The sequence below is a fragment of the Citrobacter gillenii genome (genome assembly GCF_013337685.1).
Classification (GTDB): Bacteria; Pseudomonadota; Gammaproteobacteria; order Enterobacterales; family Enterobacteriaceae; genus Citrobacter; species Citrobacter gillenii.
In genome coordinates this window covers 275,280-293,739 of the sequence record NZ_SUQN01000004.1, presented here as the reverse complement: position 1 = coordinate 293,739, position 18,460 = coordinate 275,280, and the positions used below count along the sequence as shown (strand labels likewise).

The 18,460-nt window shown below is 52.7% G+C and carries 17 protein-coding genes; 14 read left to right on the top strand and 3 right to left on the bottom strand.

Going from position 1 to position 18,460, the window contains the following annotated elements; genetic code table 11:
* The first annotated feature begins 62 nt into the window (after nt 1–62).
* Both FCH32_RS11160 and aldA read left to right on the top strand, forming a co-directional pair.
* A complete protein-coding gene (locus FCH32_RS11160; protein WP_174360902.1) occupies nt 63–860 on the top strand; it encodes a YdcF family protein in 798 nt (265 codons plus the stop codon).
* Between the two features lie 199 nt (nt 861–1,059).
* Nucleotides 1,060–2,499, top strand: coding sequence for an aldehyde dehydrogenase (gene aldA / locus FCH32_RS11155; RefSeq protein WP_146716874.1), 1,440 nt, complete (start codon nt 1,060–1,062; stop codon nt 2,497–2,499).
* Nucleotides 2,500–2,541: 42 nt separating this feature from the next.
* Here aldA and FCH32_RS11150 read toward each other — a convergent pair whose 3' ends face one another.
* Together FCH32_RS11150 and FCH32_RS11145 are read right to left on the bottom strand one after the other, a co-directional pair.
* Entirely contained in the window at nt 2,542–3,468 is a 927-nt protein-coding gene (locus FCH32_RS11150; protein WP_115258374.1) for an alpha/beta hydrolase, read from the bottom strand.
* Nucleotides 3,469–3,576: 108 nt separating this feature from the next.
* Nucleotides 3,577–4,467 (bottom strand): helix-turn-helix transcriptional regulator, encoded by an 891-nt coding sequence (locus FCH32_RS11145; RefSeq protein ID WP_161959026.1) that lies wholly within the window; start codon nt 4,465–4,467, stop codon nt 3,577–3,579.
* 241 nt (nt 4,468–4,708) lie between these two features.
* On the opposite strand from FCH32_RS11145, the gene deoC reads away from it, so the two are divergent.
* From deoC to cybB, 7 genes are all read left to right on the top strand, one after another.
* Entirely contained in the window at nt 4,709–5,410 is a 702-nt protein-coding gene (deoC, locus tag FCH32_RS11140) for a deoxyribose-phosphate aldolase (RefSeq protein ID WP_115258376.1), read from the top strand.
* A 71-nt stretch (nt 5,411–5,481) separates the two neighbouring features.
* Nucleotides 5,482–6,393, top strand: coding sequence for a ribokinase (locus FCH32_RS11135; protein ID WP_161959025.1), 912 nt, complete (start codon nt 5,482–5,484; stop codon nt 6,391–6,393).
* 29 nt (nt 6,394–6,422) lie between these two features.
* Complete coding sequence (gene rbsD, locus FCH32_RS11130) at nt 6,423–6,923, top strand: D-ribose pyranase (protein ID WP_115258378.1); 501 nt, start codon at nt 6,423–6,425, stop codon at nt 6,921–6,923.
* A 121-nt stretch (nt 6,924–7,044) separates the two neighbouring features.
* Entirely contained in the window at nt 7,045–8,427 is a 1,383-nt protein-coding gene (locus FCH32_RS11125; protein ID WP_161959024.1) for a sugar porter family MFS transporter, read from the top strand.
* Between the two features lie 57 nt (nt 8,428–8,484).
* A complete protein-coding gene (locus FCH32_RS11120; protein WP_146716871.1) occupies nt 8,485–9,615 on the top strand; it encodes a Gfo/Idh/MocA family protein in 1,131 nt (376 codons plus the stop codon).
* Entirely contained in the window at nt 9,612–10,511 is a 900-nt protein-coding gene (locus tag FCH32_RS11115; protein WP_115258382.1) for a sugar phosphate isomerase/epimerase family protein, read from the top strand. The genes FCH32_RS11120 and FCH32_RS11115 overlap by 4 nt, the downstream gene beginning before the upstream one ends.
* Nucleotides 10,512–10,672: 161 nt before the next feature.
* Complete coding sequence (gene cybB / locus FCH32_RS11110; RefSeq protein ID WP_137399057.1) at nt 10,673–11,203, top strand: cytochrome b561; 531 nt, start codon at nt 10,673–10,675, stop codon at nt 11,201–11,203.
* Nucleotides 11,204–11,252: 49 nt separating this feature from the next.
* On the opposite strand, the gene FCH32_RS11105 is transcribed toward cybB, so the two are convergent.
* Nucleotides 11,253–12,161: a DMT family transporter gene (locus FCH32_RS11105; protein WP_174360901.1), complete on the bottom strand. Its 909-nt coding sequence runs from the start codon at nt 12,159–12,161 to the stop codon at nt 11,253–11,255.
* Between the two features lie 311 nt (nt 12,162–12,472).
* Here FCH32_RS11105 and FCH32_RS11100 point away from each other — a divergent pair, with 311 nt between their 5' ends.
* From FCH32_RS11100 to FCH32_RS11080, 5 genes are read left to right on the top strand one after another with little or no spacing between them, the layout of a single operon-like run.
* On the top strand, nt 12,473–14,089 hold the full coding sequence (locus FCH32_RS11100) for a mechanosensitive ion channel family protein (protein WP_174360900.1): 1,617 nt from the start codon (nt 12,473–12,475) through the stop codon (nt 14,087–14,089).
* Complete coding sequence (locus FCH32_RS11095) at nt 14,086–15,201, top strand: BamA/TamA family outer membrane protein (protein WP_174360899.1); 1,116 nt, start codon at nt 14,086–14,088, stop codon at nt 15,199–15,201. The genes FCH32_RS11100 and FCH32_RS11095 overlap by 4 nt, the downstream gene beginning before the upstream one ends.
* Before the next feature lie 31 nt (nt 15,202–15,232).
* Nucleotides 15,233–16,171 carry a porin family protein gene (locus FCH32_RS11090; protein WP_174360898.1) on the top strand — a complete coding sequence of 313 codons (939 nt, stop codon included), beginning with the start codon at nt 15,233–15,235 and terminating at the stop codon, nt 16,169–16,171.
* Nucleotides 16,171–17,301, top strand: a complete 1,131-nt coding sequence (locus tag FCH32_RS11085; RefSeq protein ID WP_117342849.1) for a BamA/TamA family outer membrane protein — start codon at nt 16,171–16,173, stop codon at nt 17,299–17,301. The genes FCH32_RS11090 and FCH32_RS11085 overlap by 1 nt, the downstream gene beginning before the upstream one ends.
* Complete coding sequence (locus tag FCH32_RS11080; RefSeq protein ID WP_137399060.1) at nt 17,302–18,408, top strand: DUF4056 domain-containing protein; 1,107 nt, start codon at nt 17,302–17,304, stop codon at nt 18,406–18,408.
* Nucleotides 18,409–18,460: the final 52 nt, after the last annotated feature.

The window sequence follows — 18,460 nt, the reverse complement described above, 5'->3', positions numbered from 1 at the left end:
TGCCTGATGGTGCTGCACTTATCAGGCTTACTGAACCCGGTAAAGAATAAACACCAGGAGTCATGAACATGAGACAGTTTCCGCCACTCTCCGCCAGCACCCTTACGGCGATTAACACCGTGGGGCAATGGCTGGCGCAGAATGATTTCGCCGAAAATATCACGGTTCAGGCTGATTGCGTGATTCTGGCCGGGAATGCGGTGATCCCGACCATCGACGCGGCGTGTCGGATTGCGAAAGAACAACAGGTTCCGTTGCTGATTAGTGGCGGTATCGGTCATTCCACGACCTTTCTGTACGCCGCCATCGCGCAGCACCCACGCTATAACACCCTGCGTACCGCCAGACGCGCAGAAGCGGCGATCCTTGCCGATATCGCACACCAGTTCTGGCACATTCCCGGTGAGACGATTTGGGTGGAGGACCAATCCACCAACTGTGGGGAGAATGCCCGCTTTAGCTGTGCGTTACTGCGTCAGGCAACCCAGACCATGGAAACCGTGATTGTGGTGCAGGACCCCACCATGCAGCGCCGCACCATGGCGACTTTTGAGCGCGTCACGCGTGACGATCCGCAGGCGCCGCGCTGGCTCAGCTTCCCTGGTTTTGTCCCTGCGTTAACGCTACAGGGCGACGGCGTGGATTTCGCACCAACCGCTGAAGGTCTGTGGTCGGTGGACCGCTACCTGTCTCTTATTACCGGTGAGCTTCCGCGTCTGCGTGATGATGAAACTGGCTATGGACCCCGTGGTCGCGATTTTATTACGCATGTGGATATTCCGCCGACCGTCGAACAAGCAGGGTTACATCTGCAACGCGATGCCGCGCTGATTGACTTCCTGAACAGCCGCTCTCTGTAATCTCTGCTGCCCGTTTGTCGCTTTTTTTGTGCAAACGGGCATTCATCCCGCCGGTTTTTTCTCGTCACCACGACGTTGCTTGACGCTTTTATGAAGCGGCTCACAGAACCACCATCGCAGTGGCAATGTGTTATGCATGATTGATATTAATTAACAATAGTTTTACTTGTTAAAAACAAATCAATCACAGGAGCAACGCATGTCAGTACCCGTACAACATCCTATGTATATCGATGGGCAGTTCGTGACCTGGCACGATGACGCCTGGATTGATGTCGTCAATCCGGCGACGGAAGAGGTCATTTCCCGTATTCCTGATGGACGTGCTGAGGATGCGCGCAAAGCGATTGACGCAGCGCATCGCGCCCAGCCTGAGTGGGAGGCGCTGCCCGCCATTGAACGCGCCAGCTGGCTACGCAAGATTTCCGCCGGGATCCGTGAGCGAGCTGGTGAAATTAGCGCGCTTATCGTGGCGGAAGGCGGCAAAATCCAGCAACTGGCGGATGTTGAAGTCGCGTTTACCGCCGACTATATCGATTACATGGCGGAGTGGGCTCGCCGCTATGAAGGCGAGATCCTGCAAAGCGATCGTCCGGGCGAGAACATCCTGCTGTTTAAACGCGCCCTTGGCGTAACCACGGGCATTCTGCCGTGGAACTTCCCGTTTTTCTTGATTGCCCGTAAGCTGGCTCCCGCCTTGCTGACCGGGAATACCATTGTCATTAAGCCAAGCGAGTTTACGCCGAACAACGCTATCGCTTTTGCCAAAATTGTCGATGACATCGGCCTGCCGCGCGGGGTGTTTAACCTGGTGCTCGGACGGGGAGAAACGGTGGGTCAGGAGTTGGCCGGGAACCCGAAAGTGGCGATGGTCAGCATGACCGGCAGCGTAGTGGCCGGTGAGAAAATTATGACAGCGGCGGCGAAAAATATCACCAAAGTGTGCCTGGAGTTGGGCGGTAAAGCCCCGGCTATCGTGATGGATGATGCGGACCTCGAGCTGGCCGTGAAGGCGATTGTCGATTCCCGCGTGATTAATACCGGGCAGGTGTGTAACTGCGCCGAGCGCGTGTATGTCCAGAAGGGGATTTACGATCAGTTTGTTAATCGCCTGGGCGAGGCGATGAAAGCGGTGCAGTTTGGCAATCCTGCGGAACGTAAGGACATTGCGATGGGGCCGTTGATTAACGCCGCGGCGCGGGAGCGTGTGGAGCAGAAAGTTGCGCGTGCGGTGCAGGAAGGGGCCCGCGTGGCGCTGGGGGGCAAAGCGGTTGAGGGGAAAGGGTATTACTACCCGCCAACGTTATTGCTGGATGTGCGCCAGGAGATGGCGATTATGCACGAAGAAACCTTTGGCCCGGTGCTGCCAGTGGTGTCGTTTGACGCCCTGGATGAGGCGATTGCGATGGCTAACGACAGCGACTACGGTCTGACCTCATCGATTTACACGCAAAACCTGAACACGGCGATGAAGGCGATTAAAGGGCTGAAATTCGGCGAAACCTATATCAACCGTGAAAACTTCGAAGCGATGCAGGGCTTCCACGCAGGCTGGCGCAAGTCCGGTATCGGCGGGGCAGATGGCAAGCACGGTCTGAACGAGTACCTGCAAACGCAGGTGGTTTATCTGCAATCCTGATATTTTTGCCGGGTTGGTTTAGCGACCTACCCGGCATAATCATTACACCTTGCTGGCTATCCAGTTCATCATCATCTCCGGCCAGATGGCCAGCGGCAGTCCTTGCGTATCACGAATGCCGAACCCATGCTTGCCCCGTTCAAACAGATGCATTTCAACCGGTACGCCGAGCTTGCGCAGCGCAGTAAACAAGACCAGGCTGTTCTCGACTTTGACCGCTGGATCGTCAATCGCATGCAGCAGGAAGGCGGGCGGCGTGGTGTCATCCGCTCTTTCTTCCAGGGAGTAGTGGTGAATGTCTTGCTCTGCGGGCGCGGCGCCAACCAGCTCAAGACGTGAGCCCGGATGGGCGACACCTTCCCGCAGGCTAATCACCGGATAAACCAGCGCCATGAAAGCAGGGCGAGTGGGCTGTTCATCAATGCTATCCATCGGCGCATACACCGATTCTGCAAAGCGGGTTCCCAGGCTGGCGGCGACGTGCCCCCCGGAGGAAAACCCCAGTACGCCGAGACGGAGCGGATCGATTTTCCACTGCTGTGCGTTGGCGCGAATGTAGCGGATGGCGCGCTGGGCATCGGCCAGCGGTGCGTTTGATGCTTCCTCGTGACCGTCTCCCGGCATGCGATAGGTCATCACAAACAGGGTATAGCCACGCGCGGTAAAGAACGGTGCCAGCGCGCTGCCTTCTTTATCCATCACAACGCGACGATAAGAACCGCCAGGGGTGACCAGGATCCCCACGCCGTTCGGTTTGGCGGGGGCGTAGACGGTAATTTCAGGGGCGCGAATGCCGGTTACCGCGCGGTCGTAGTCTGACGTTCCGGTGTGCCGGGGTTCAGGCGTAAATACCGCATCGCTATTTTTTGCTCCGGGGGCTTCGCCCTGCGGCCATATCGGGTAGGTGGTCGCGTGGGCAACGGCTTGCGCCATCATATTCTCTAATGTTTCACGGCTCAGTGCTTCCATTACGTTGCTCCCTCAGTGGCAAAGGGTAGCTATAACATAATTAATACATTGAAAACGGGGAACGATTCACAACGTCTTGAATTCGCGAGAAATAAAAAGGGGTATACGTTATTCCACCTCATGCCTGGACGCGTGGGCACCTTCCAGCTGTTCCTGTTTGCGAAATGCACTGGGTGACAGACCTACCGCACGATGAAAATCCCGTGAGAAATGCAGCGGATCGTTGTATCCCACCTGAACCGCAATTCGGCTGATACTTTCCTGAGTTTCCACCAGTAAGCGTCGTGCCTGGGACAGACGATAATTCTTCAGCCATTTGAGCGGGCTTTGATTAAACGTTGCCTGGAATAAGCGAAAAAGCTGCGACTTACTCACCTGACAATAATGCATAAACTTTTCGATATCCCACTCATCGTTGTAATGACTGTGGATTTGGTACAGCAGTTTGCCCAGCCCCCGATGGGTGATCACCTGTGACTGCGCGGCGTCGTGGCTCCGGTTTTCCAGCAGGGTAAAAATCAGCTGGCTGCACAGCATATCGCAGTAAGCGTCGGTCACCAGGGTGTAGCTGTTCATACGAGCAAAAATATGGTGATAAATTTCAACAACTTTTTCTGGATCCGCAAACTGGAATACTGGGCGCTGAGGGACATCCATTATCTGCATGATATTATTCAATTTCGATCCCTCTATTCGCAGCCAGAGGATCTCCCATGGGTCGCCTTTATCGGGGAAATGTTCGTGCGGCCAGCGTACTGGCAGCCAGGCCAGTTGCCCCTGACTCACTGGATATAACCGATCCTCAATACGAATAAAACCCGCACCGCGCAGGCAAAAGATCAACTCATGGCCGACGACCGACTGGCGATGAACGCGGAAATCTGCGGCAGTATCTATATGGCCGGCGCGTAAAATTCGATAGTTAATCAAGGGTGAAAACTCATCGGAGCCACGATACCAGTTGGCAATTATGCGGGTCCGTTGTTTTTGCGTGGGCATGGCTGGCCTTTGGCATTGTGTTTTTGATGCGTCCGTTGTACTCACCATGGTGGCACTTTTTCCCAGCCAGCATGTCTTTTACATGAACAATTTTTGAACTCACTCACATTTCCATTGACATGAAAATTTCATCCATGTTTCAGGGAATCCTGCCCATCACGCTTATCGTCAGCCCCGGCTAAAGTAACGTCATCTTCACTGTGTTCTTACAATTTTTTTACTTACCACACAGGAGCTGTCCATGATTGATTTTAACGACCCGCGTCAGATCGCAAAGGCGATTCAGTACACCAACGTCAACCCGGATTTGACGCGTGAAGGGGTGATTCAACATCTGGAAACCTGCATGCAGTACCAGTTTGATGCCGCCATGATTGCACCTTGCTGGGTGGCTCTTGCAAAAGAGATACTGAAAGGAAGCGGCGTGCGCGTGGCGACGACCGTTAATTTCCCGATGGCTAACGATACGACGGCAATGAAAGTGGCGGTGGTGCGCGAACTGGCGAAGCAGGGCGCGGATGAGTTCGACTTCCCGCCGAATCCTGGCTATTTGCTGGGCGGCCAGGACGATCTCTATTTTGATGAGTTGAAGACCGTGACCCATGTGGCCCATGACCTCGGTATGAAGGTGAAAGCCATGCTGGAGTTTGGATTTATTACCGAAGAGGCATTGAAAATCAAAGCAACACGCTATGCTTTCGAAGCTGGTATTGACTGGGTGAAGCAGTCCAGCGGTTGGGGTAAGGGGGGGTGTGAAGCGACGGTAGAAGATGTCCAGCTTCTCAAAGCCCATATTCAGTTACCGTGTCGGGTAAAAGTATCCGGTAAGGTCAATACCCTGGAAAAAATGAAAACGATGTTCGAAGCCGGGGCGGAACTGGTCGGCACCAGTTCCGGACCTGAACTGGTAAAAGGTCTGACAGGGGATATTAACGCTTATTAACGTATGGCCGTCGCAGCCTGGCTGCGATGGCGCATTGTTATGCCATTGTCAGGTGAAAAGGAGAATGACTGATGAGTATTTTTATCCTTGGTAGCTATGCCAAAGCGCTGGTCATGACGGCTGAACGTATTCCGCTGGCGGGCGAGACATTAATCGGCACCGACTTCCGCCAGACCTGGGGTGGAAAGGGGTCGGATATGGCCGTACAGGCGGCCCGACTCGGAGCCCACGTGGCCTATGCAGGTGTGGTCGGCGACGATACGTTTGGCCATGAATTCGTCGCGTTAATGCGTGAAGAAGGCGTCAATATTGAGGCGCTGACCTTAACGCCCGAGCTGCCCACCGGCGCTGGATTGATCATTAAAGATAATCAGGCCCGTAACGTGATCGTCGTGGATATGGGGGCCAATAAGCTTTTCACTCCGGCGCGGGTGGACGAAGCGCAAGTGCAAATGGCGCAGAGTAAAGTTGTGCTGGCACAACTGGAAATCCCGCTAGAAACCGCACTCTATGGCCTGACACTCGCCAAACAGCTTGGAAAGATTACCATTTTGAATCCGGCGCCCGCCTGTGACCTGCGCGGCGTGAATCTTCGCCATATCGATTACCTGACGCCGAATGAAACCGAAGCGCGCGTTGCGCTAGGACTGGCTCCGGACGATGGGCGCAGTAACCGTGAAATTGCCGATCTGTTGTTGGAAACCGGCTGCAGCCATGTGGTGATGACGCTGGGGGATGCCGGTAGCGCGGTGTTTACCCGTACCGACACCCTGAAAATCCCGTCCTGCAAGGTCGACGTGGTGGACAGTAACGGCGCGGGTGACAGCTTTAACGCCGGGTTGGCAGTCGCCTTAAGCGAAGGTCAACTTATTGATAAAGCCGCATATTTCGCCAATGCCACCGCCGCACTGTGCTGCTGTGACTGGGAAACGGTCCCTTCCTACAAAACACGCAAAGACGTTGAAGATTTTCTCGGTTGTTAATTATAAAAATTCCATTCGGAGAGATAACAATGAGACCTGAACGTATCCTACATCCTCAACTGGCAGCAGCGCTGTCTACCCTGGGCCACACCGATATTATTCTGGTGACCGATGCTGGTTTCCCGATCCCGGCGAACGCTAACCGTATCGATCTTGGTTTTTGGCCAGGTATCCCGGACGTGACGGATATTCTCCGCGTCCTGCGCCAGGAGGTTTTTGTCGAAGATATTCAGTTCGCTCGCGAAGTGCGCGACTGTAATCCGGATCTGTACCGTCAGGTACAGGATATTTATACCGGTTCCGGCGCGGACTTTAGCGAAGCCAGCCATGAAAGACTGTGCAGCGAGATTGCCCACCAAGCCAAAGTGATTATCCGTTCGGGATCGTTTAACCCGTGGGCCAATTTCGCGCTGGTGGCCAGTACTGACCCCTTCGCCTGGTTTTCCGAGGGTTCGAACGTGCAGCCGCTACCCGCCTACGTAACACGCCGTCAGCGGATTAAAGAAAATTACGTACCACAACTTAAATAATGTGGCGGCTGTTGCGTTTCGCAACAGCCTGGTCATTAGCGGATTATTGCAGGCACACGACAAGGCGATATGGGCAATGTTCTCTCCTCATTAAGCCCGTATGCTGGTAAGGATTGTGACGATGAAATATCCATTTTATTTGTACTTTAGCTGCTGCACGGCTATTTTTGGCGGGATCATGTTTGGCTTTGATATCGCGATTATTGCCGGTGCTATTCCTTTTATTCAGACTTACTTTAACTGGAATGAACTCCAGCTTGGCTGGGGCGTCAGTTCATTATTAGTTGGCTGTATTATCGGTTCGTTCAGCTCGGGGTATATCACTAATAAATTTGGCCGCAAACGTGTTTTAATTATTTCTGCCATTATCTTTGGTCTTTCCTGTGTGGGCACCGGCATCGCCACGAATGAAACCACATTTATCCTGAACCGCTTGCTGGGTGGGATTAGCGTGGGAGCGATTTCGGTTTTGTCGCCGATGTATGTCGCGGAAATGGCCCCTGCCTCCATGCGTGGGCGGATGACTGCGATATATCAACTGTGCATCATGCTGGGTATTTTACTTTCCTATCTGACCAACTATTTTCTTAAGGATCTGGAAAATAACTGGCGGTTGATGTTTATTTCCGGCGTTGTCCCGGCGGTCGTATTCTTTGTCGGGCTGCTGTTTATCCCAGAGAGCCCACGCTGGCTTACCCTGAAAGGCCAAAAGCAAAAAGCGCTAAATATATTGCAACGTTTTTATTCTGCTGATGAAGCGCAAAGAATGACCGCTGATGTGGAGAAAAACCTCGCGGCCCATCATGCTACTCAGTCCAGCACGCTGTTTCATAAAGACGCGCGCAGCAGCATTATGCTAGGCCTGATTCTGGCTGTGCTGGTGCAGTTGATCGGCTGTAATGCCGCCCTCGATTATGCGCCGAAAATTATGATGGCTGCCGGGTTCTCAATAAGCTCCGCGCTCTATTTCAATATCTTTATGGGCATTATTAACCTGACAGCCACCGTGGTTGGCGTGGTGTTAATTGATCGAGTAGGGCGCCGCCCGCTTTATCTCTATGGCTCGTTGATTATGGGTGTGTCGCTGTTTTTCCTCGGCTTCTCGTTCCATCATGCCTTGCCAGCGGGGGTGACGCTGTTCTTTTTGTTCTCGTATATCGCCTGTTTTTCTGCCTGTATCGGCCCGGTTTTCTGGACGTTGGTTTCGGAGATGTTTCCTAACGCGATCCGCAGCAAAGCGGTGGCGCTGGTCTCCTTTACCCAGTGGATCTTTAATTTCCTGGTGGTCTGGCTGTTTCCTTTTACGCTCGCCACCTTTGGCGGTAACAACACATTCTATTTCTTTGCCGTGATGTGTCTGATCCAACTGATTATCACCAAACGGATGTTGCCGGAAACCAAAGGCAAATCGCTGGAAGAAATTGAACAATTCTGGTTGCAAAAACAGCGGAGTGCTGCACCACAGCGAGAGCGTTCGGTGGTGAAAGGCCGTGCGCTGCACTAAACAACAGCGGCGAGGTGATCCTCGCCGCCAACGCATATCATCATCAACGGGGGCATCATGGATTCGTTAGAACGCTTATTAGAACAGGCGACTCGTCCGGCGTTACCGCAGAGAAAAGATTATAGAATCGGTATTATCGGGGCCGGCTTTATTGTTGAGCACTGCCATCTGGTGGCGTATCAGAAAGCCGGTTTTACGACCTACGGTATCACTTCGCTGGATACCACCCATAGCCAGCGCCTGTCCGACATGTTTGCCATCCCGAAAGTGTATGCATCCTGGAAGGAGATGGTGTGTGATCCGCAGATTGAGATTATTGATATCGCTGTACCGCCGCATATTCAGTTAGAGATCGTGCGCTTTATCTGCGCTAAAGATTCCCCGGCGAAAAACGTGAAAGCCATTCTTTGTCAGAAACCGCTGGCGATGTCGCTGGAGGCCGGGCGTGAAATCGTGCGATTGAGTCAACAGAGCGGTATTCCCATCGCAGTGAACTCCAATATGCGCTATGACCCATCAATGCGGGCGCTGAAGTACATTCTCGATAATCAACTCATCGGCACGCCGGTGATTGCCAGTATTGATATGCGCGCTATACCCGACTGGCAGCACTTCCTGCAGCAATACAAAAAGCTCGAGCTGTATGCGATGGCGATTCACCATATCGATGCCTTCCGCTTTTTATTTGGTCATCCGATAAAAGTGACCGCTGTGTGCCGCACTGATCCGCGAACCACCTTTGAACACACCGATGGTATTACGCAATACACCTTCCAGTATGCCAATGGCCTGATCGCGACCAGCCTGGATGATGTCTGGGCCTGGCCGGGGGAACCCTGTGCCAAAAACAACTACATCAACTGGCGTGTGGAAGGAACCGATGGGCTGGCAGAAGGTGATTTCGGCTGGCACCGCCGACCGCCGGAGTATTGCGGCAGCACGTTGAAACTTGCATCGCGCGACTACCCGGATCGCTGGGTGATGCCGCAATGGGAACGTCAGTGGTTCCCGGATGCGTTTATCGGCACCATGGCGAACCTGATGTGCGCCCTGGAGCACGGCGTCGAACCGGACATCAGCGCAAAAGATAACGTAGGCACGCTGGCCTGTATTGAAGCCTGCTACCTCTCAATACAGGAAGAACGAACGGTTTATCTCAATGAAATCCTTCAGGAGAATACAAAATGATTAACGTCGGCATCTTTACCGGTTATTACCCTTACACGCTGGAAGAGACCATTGCGAAGATTAAGCAGGCGGGCATGGGCTGCGTACAGCTCGACCTCGAATTCACTGATATTGATCTCAGCCGTGGACACATTACCAAACAGAAAGCGCACCAGGTGCGTGACGCGTTTCGTCAGGCGAATCTGCCCATTGTTGCCATTTCAGCTTATACCAATCTCGTGCATCCTGATCCGGTAAAACGCGCGGAGAACATCGCGGCGGTAAAAGAGATCCTTGCGCACGCAAGGGATTTTGGTACGCCGTATGTGATCAGCGAAACAGGGACTTATAACGTCGACAGCGACTGGCTATACGATCCCCAAAACAGCACCGAAGAGGCGTATCAGGAATTCAAAAGTATCGCCCGAGAGCTGGCTACCTTTGCCTGGGAGCATGGGGCGGTTTTCCTGGTGGAAAACTACGTCAACAACATCATCGGTTCGGTAAGCCAGGTTGCGCGGTTGATGCGTGATGTTGAACATCCAGGGCTTGGGCTGGCGTTGGATCCCACCAACTATTTCGACGACAAAAACATTGATGCTATTGATGAAACACTACACAGCATCTTCAACGTGCTCGACGGTAAAATTAAAATTGCCCACGCCAAGGACTGCAAAAAAACTGATGTGGTTATTGAGAAATTCGGTGACGGTGCCGCGGAGCATAATAGCTTCCGTGGGGCCGGTTCGGTGGAACTGCCGGCTGCCGGCCTCGGGTCACTCAACTATCTGCTGTATGTGGAACTACTCGCTAAAAACCATCCGAATATTCCGCTGATTATTGAACATGTGGATGAGTCGGATATTCCGCGCGCCAAAAATTTTGTCGATGACGTACTGATGGTGACCGGGACGTAATGCTTCATCTGCAACCGGTATTCCGCTGTACTGGCGGGGTACCGGCAATCGTTATTTTTTGCGGTTACACGTAATCAACGGAAAAGGATCTAACAAAGTTAATGAATTTTTAACAAAAGCTGGTTATGTTGACGCATCATTGTTTTTACTCAGGAAGTGTTATGGGGAATAAGTATTCTGGCCTGCAAATTGGCATCCACTGGCTGGTTTTTTTATTGGTGATTGTGACCTACTGTGCCATGGAACTCCGCGGATTTTTCCCGCGCAGCTATCGCCCCGGGTTCAACATGGTACACGTGTCCTGCGGCATCACGATTTTAGCGCTGATGGTAACGCGCCTGCTGGTCAGACTTAAATATCCGACGCCGCCGATTGTGCCAAAACCGAAGCCAATGATGACCGGTATGGCGCATCTTGGGCATCTGGTTATTTATCTGTTGTTCATCGTCCTGCCGATAATTGGTCTGGTGATGATGTACAACCGAGGGAATCCGTGGATCGCCTTTGGCATCGTTATGCCACATGCGACAGAAGCCAACTTTGATATTGTGGATATGCTGAAGTCCTGGCATGTGACGCTGGCAAAACTGGGCTATTTTGTCATTGGTCTACATGCCGCCGCCGCCCTGATGCATCACTATTTTTGGCAGGATAATACCCTGCTACGCATGATGCCGCGCAAGCGTTCGTAATGTCGATAATCAACGCCCCGCATTATGCGGGGCGTGTGTTTTGGGCCACTTATTTTTTGATGCTCTGCACCTGAGGGGACCGTTTTTTCAGACTGACGATCGCCAGCGCCACAACAATCAATACAATCCCGCTCCCTTCAACTACGCCGGGCTCTTCACCCAGCAGCCACCAGGAAAACAGGACCCCGCAAACGGGTACCGCCAATGTGCTTAAACTGGCAATACTGGCAGGTAAGTTACGCAGGACAAACAGCCATAAACTCCATGCCAGCGCCGTTGCCAGTATGGCGCTATAGCCTAACGCCCAGAAGACCACCGGCTGCCAGTCAGGGCTGCGCTGAGGGACCAGGAAGGCCACCAGGCTCATTACCAGTGCGGCATACAGCATCTGCCATGAGGTTAGCGCGAGCAGATCGATATTCGGATGACGGGCATACATGCGCTTGGCGACAATGGCGCTCGCCCCCCAACTGATCCCCGACAGGATCGCCAGCAACGCACTTTTCATTGAGGTGAAGTCCATCTGCCACGGCTGTAAAACCAGCAGCAGTCCGGATGCCGCTACCGCAATCGCAGCATACTGTATACGCCGCATGCGTTCGCCCAAAAACATGGCCGCCATAATCACCACCCAGAATGGCATGGTATAGCTCAGGATCGCGACCTTACCAGCCCCGCCGCTGACCAGCGCCCATTGCGACAGCCCAACCATGCCGCAGGTCTGCAACAAAGCAATTGCCAGCGTATAGCGGAAAGGCGTCGGGCGCATCCCTCGGCCTCGAAGTATCAGGACAATAAATAAGACCAGTGCGCCGAAAGTGCAGCGTAGGGCAGTGAAGTCGAACGAGCCGATGTACAGCGTGACCTGTTTCATGGCGATCCAGCTGTAGCTCCAGATGAGCGTCAAGGCGACCAGGCCGCCAATCGCCAGTGGGTTACTTTTCCCTGCAGTGCTCATGGTGTATCCGTTTTAATGATTTTATGGCGCCACTATACCCGGTTTATGACCGCGATACCGTTTATCGAAAAATCATTGTTTTTTATTACCTCCTTTCTAATCAATAGACTACTAATCATGCATGCACTTTTTTATAAACAATATTGATATGTTTAAAATTGTAAAAATATTGTTTTTTTTAACTGCGTCTTTCATCAATTTGTTTCCTATACTTTTTTTTCCGCTAATGAAAGGAGTTCCACCATGCTCAAGACCGTTCCATTTAAGCGGACAGTGTTGGTCAGTATGTTTACACATGCGGGATGGTGAGTATGAACAAGGTACTGCTCATTTTTTTGATGTGTTTTATTAGCGCTCTGGCTTTTCCCTCATTCGCGGCGGAGCCCCGACAGCAGCCATCGGAACAGGAACGTGCGCGGACGGTGTATATCTTTCACCAGCCGATTGTGATGCTGCAGGCAAAATTTGGCTTAACCACGCCAGAAGAGCGGGTGTTGCGCATCCGTAATACGCTGCGTAATTTTACGCAGGCGGACCTGCGTGAACCGCTGAAAATTGTGCCGATAACCCGCTACAACCAGCCGGGAAGGCTGATCGTCATGAACGGCAAACCGCTGCTGCTGCTGGCGCAAGCCGATCTGGATGAAGGCGACGATCTGACCCTCGATCAGGCCGCTCAGCGGGTGCTGGTGCGCATGGAGACCCAGCGGACGGCGTTGCGCGATCAATTTGACGGCGGTTGGCTGGCGCTGTCTGTGGTGAAAACAGCCGCGGGATTGCTGGGGCTGATTCTTTTTTTCTATGGCGCGTACCGTTCATGGCGATGGGTTCGCCGTTATTACCGGCGTCGAATCATTGCCAACAGAAGCTGGCTCCCCCAGCGCTGGCGGCGTTTTACTGGTGCAATCGAGGCACGTTTGTATGCCTTATTGATGATTCTGCTGGGCATAGTCGCGTTGTATGTCTGGCTCAGTTGGGTATTTAGCCTGTTTCCCTGGACGCGTGTCTGGGGGACATCTTTGGGTGATTGGTCGATACGGGTGCTGCGTGAAATCGCGCTGTCGATTGCGTCGGCATTACCGGGGCTGATGATTGTCCTGATTATTGTTCTTATCACCGCGTTTATTCTTAAGCTGCTTAAAGTTGTACTTAATCAGGTAGAAGCAGGGCGCTTACAGCTTCCCGGTATTCACCCTGAAACCGTGGGGGCGACGCGTAAGCTGATTTCCGTGGTGGTGTGGTTGTTCGCCCTTTCAGCAGCCTATCCCTTCCTTCCTGGTGCCAATTCACTGGCGTTCAAAGGGATTAGCGTGTTCTTTGGTCTGATGCTGACACTCGGGTCGGCAGGGGTAATGAATCATGCCATGAGCGGGCTGGTGCTGATCTACTCCCGCGCCCTGCGTAAAGGTGACGTTATTCGCGTTGCGGATAACGAAGGACTGGTGAGCGAGATAGGCATGCTCGCTACCAAAATCATTACCCGTGAAAATTACGTCGTCACGGTGCCGAACGCGGTGGTGGTCAGCGGCAAAATTACCAATCTCAGCGCACAAAACTCGGGGGGCGGTATCAATCTGACCGTCGGTGTCACCATCGGTTATGACACCCCCTGGCGGCAGGTGCATGCCATGCTGGAACTGGCCGCCAAGCGGGCAAAAGGAATCGATCTATCCCAGCCGCCGCTTGTGCGCCAGTTGGCGTTAATGGACTGGTATGTCTCTTATGAATTGCAGGTCAGGTTACTACCGGGGCAGTCATTGGCTGAGGCGCGCAACGCGTTGTACAGCCATATTCAGGATGTGTTCAACGAATTTAACGTACAGATCATGTCGCCGAATTTTGTGTTGCAACCCGATGATGCGGTGAGGGTGCCGAAAGAAAACTGGTATGCCGCGCCTGCTATACCGCCGGAAGGAACCGCACCATGAAAAAAACCTCCCTTTTGCTGCTGATTTTCTGCGGACAAGCGCACGCCGTTGGCCTGATCGATCCTGAAGATGGGATGCTGGATATGAGCCGCTATTTGCAAGAAAACCGGTACGGCTTTTTACCCATCCCTGTGGTGATTACAGAACCTGCCGTGGGCTATGGCGGCGGCGTGTTTGGTTTATTTCTTCATGGAAAAGGCCAGCAGGTTGACGGGCAATTCATTCCCCCGGCCATGACCGCGCTGGGCGGCGGTGCGACGGATAACGGTACCTGGTTTGTGGGGGGCGGCCACCGGCATACCTGGACGGACGATCATATTCGTTACTTTATTGCGGCAGGTTACGCAAATATCGATCTGGATATCTATTCGGGTGACCTCGCGGGTTTCGGCAACAATCGCGCGATTGAAACTGAGACCAAAGGTTATGGCGGGATACAAAAGTTATTGTTTCGTGTCGGTGATTCTCCGGTGTTTTTAGGGGCCTCACAGTTTTGGGCAAAAATGGATATTTCTGCGCGAAACAACCCGGTTATCGACCGCGTCTGGAAACACGTCCTCGGTGACAGCAGCACGTCATCGGGCTTAGGGATTGTCGCAGAATACGACACCACCGATAACTTTTTCTGGCCGGGACACGGTATGTCGCTCAGCGGTGAATATCAGTTTTACGGTCACTACCTTGGGGGCGATTACCGCTACGATTTACTGACGCTTGATGGCAAATTTTTCTTGCCGCTAAGTCGGGACTGGACGCTTTCTCTGGCAACTAATTATCAAATGCTGTCCCGACATGACCAACATCTCCCGCCGATGACGCGTCCTTATATCGCGCTGCGTGGGATCTCCCGTTATCGCTATCAAGGCAATGATGTCAGCACCGTGCAAACACAGCTTGCCTGGCAAATGACGTCGCGCTGGATTGTTCAGGGATTCGTAGGCGCGGGGAGTGCTACCGACAATGCAGGCGATCTTTACTCCAGCACCGAAGTTGGTTGGGGCGCGGGATTCCGCTATTTAATCGCCCGTGAATACGGTCTGCATACCGGCATTGATGTTGCCCTTAGTGATAACGAAGAGGCGGTTTACTTCAATGTGGGCGCTGGCCTGTAACCAATGAAGCGAGACATAAATGAGGATAATAATGAGATGGACTAATACGATGGTGCCGCTTCTGCTGGTTTCTGGTGTGGCGTGTGCCGCGGATACGGAAGAGCGTACCTTTCCCATTTGGGGAGAAGAGGCCAAAGCCCGTGGATACTCGATTCCGTTGCCGTTTGGCGTCAATCTCAGCTATATGAATATGCGCCAGAACATTGACGTCGACAGCATTGGTTTTTCAGGGCTGGCGTTGGGTAACCATGCTATCCCGACCGATATGTTTAATATTGATGCCGGGCATACCCGTGAGCAAAGTAAATCAGAAAACCTGCGTATCGATATGTGGGTGTTTCCGTTTCTCAATATCTACGGGTTAGTGGGACATACGCGCGGTTCATCGGTATCGAACGTTTCCGTCGATGCCGATCCGACACGCTATACCGGTATTGACAGGGTGATTGCCTCGTCGGTGCATCAGCTTTATCAGAGTGGTGAATTGCAGGATATCGATTTTACTCTCGACTTCAAAGGCACGACCTGGGGAACCGGGATCACGCTGGCGGGCGGATATGAAAATTGGTTTGCGTTGGTGGACACCAACTACACCCGTACTGATTTCGACATTCTGGATGGCAAAATTTCGGCGCTAACGGTGTCACCTCGGGTGGGATACCGTTTTCGTTTCCAGGGGCCCGTCGGAGAGTCTCACCTTAGCGTCTGGCTGGGGAGTATGTACCAGAATGTTCAGCAGGAGTTCCGGGGCAGCCTTTCCGACTTGCATATGCCCGCTGCACTGCAACCGCTCATTGACACCGTGAACCAGAATAATGAAGGGCGGTTTGATGTTAAACAGAAGCTAACATCACCCTGGAATATGCTGATTGGTACCCAGTTTGAAATGACGCCGCAATTTAATGTCCTCACAGAATTCGGTTTCAATGAGCGTAACAGTTTCTTCGTGGCGGGAGAGTACCGTTTCTGATGAGACCCCATCGCATCATGCTGACATTGTCACTGACGCTGACCGCCTGGCCTTCGGCGGCAGTAGCGCTGGATCAAAAATCAGTAGATAAACTGCTTTCCGGCCTGGGGGCCGATAACCACTATGATCCGCAGAAGGGCGTTAACTGGAGCGTGTTGCCGGGCCCGTTTTATACCCCTGAACTCAGGCTGGGTCTGGGGATGGCCGTGGCGGGAATTTATCGGGTCGATCCCAATGATAAAACCACCCAGAACTCGTCGCTGTCTTTTACCGGCTATGTCAGTAGCAGCGGTGCACTAGGGATTGGGTTAAGCAGTTACACCTTTTTTACTGACGATCGTTGGCGACTGTTTGTTGACGGTTCGGTGAACAGAGTGCCGACTGGTTTCTGGGGCATTGGCTACGATGCGGCGCAGGGCAATGAGCAGGAGTACACCAATAACGCCATCCGCGTGCATCCGATTATTATGCGGGAGGTCGTTAAAAATCTTTATCTTGGCGCCGGTTGGGACTTTTCAACGTTGCACGCGACTATTGATGATCCCCGCGCGGATGACACCTTTACACGCTATGACGCGCAGTCCTCCTCACTTGCATCGGGTGCCAGTATCAGCCTGAATTACGATTCTCGCGATGCGATCACTCGCCCGCAACGAGGACAGTTCTTTAAAGTGGAATACACCTGGTTCGATCCATCGGTAGGGTCTGACACCCATTTCAACGCAACCGAGTGGCAATACGATTACTACCACTTACTGAATGAAAAAACGGTACTGGCCTTTGATCTCTGGGGCCGTTTTACGCGAGGGGATGTTCCCTGGGATCGGTTGTCGATGGCTGGCGACGATCGGCGGATGCGTGGCTATTATCAGGGCCGCTACCGGGACAACGATGTTGTCAGTGGGCAGGTAGAGTACCGACGAAAGCTGAACTGGCGACACGGATATGTATTGTGGCTGGGTGCCGGGACGCTGGGAAAAAACATCAGCGCGCTGGACGATCATCCGTTGTTACCCACGGCAGGCGTGGGATATCGGTTTGAAGTGAAGCCCGCGATGAACGTGCGTCTGGATCTGGGGTTTGGTAAAGAAAGTGCCGGTTTTTATTTTCAGGTTGCGGAGGCTTTCTGAATGCGTAAAGGGTTAATGTTTTTGTGGTTGGTGGCGGGTTTGGCCTGTGCAGAAGGGGACCTGTTTCCGATAAAGCACGCGCGCCAGGTTTACCCGGTCGTCAGTCAGCTTTCGCCGCCGGAGTCGTTACGTCCTTGCTGTGCGTTTGGCTATGATCTTCACGTCCGAGCGGTTGGGGTCCCGATTCCGGTTTACCAGATTGGCAACGTCCTGACTCTGGATACGCTGGGTAGCCATCATTATAACGATAGTGCGCTGGGTGCCGTGAAGAATATTGTCGGGCTCAGCGCAGAAAAAAGCGGTCTTATTTATACCCATCGCGGTGGGTTTATTGATATCGCCCATGTTCGCGATACGGCGGATAATACGTTCTATATTTTCTCGCGTATTCTTCCCAAACTGGGTCAGCGCTGGCGTTATTTCTACAGTGAAGAGTTGGGCGTTCGCCGAGTGCAGCTCTTGGCATTTACGCCGCCGTCTTCACTGTCCCAGCGCTATACCCTGGCGGCCTGGCTGGCAGGCCATCTGGCGTTTCAGTTGGCACAGTGGCACGAAATTGCACAATGGTACGGTTTTCAGTCTGTTCCCGGATTTTCCGAAGAGATATCTGCATTTTCACCGGAAGATTTATATTCAAATCTTTTGGGGGCACGGCTTGCCATCAACGTGATTTTGCAAGGAAAAGCAGAAACTATCGATGCTTATAACGCCGCGATGGACGGTGAGCTGCGCCATGCGCTATTGCAGCTCGGGGTGGTCACCGGAACCGAAACCGAAAGAAAGTTTCGTGAGTTGGACGGTGACTGGTGGAATAGCAAACGCAGGGTGCCTGATAAATTTCTGGTGCTGAAGCGTAATTATAATCTCGACCACAATCGCTTACCGACCCCGGTCTCTTACGAAAAAACGGCACCTTATATGCTCACAATGCCCGCCGTGGTGTTGGGGTATCAGTTGTCTCGACTGGGGGAATTGCAAATATATCCGGGAACGTCGATGGAATCACTTCCTTTACCAAAAGTATTTTATGGTCCGGCTCAATTCCAGCCGTTGGCAAACCAGGCAGAAGAGGCGGATAAAACACAACGTGAACGGTTTCAGAAATAGTTAAATTCAGCGCAGCGGTGGTGTGGTTGGCTGAAAAAACGTCAACATTTGG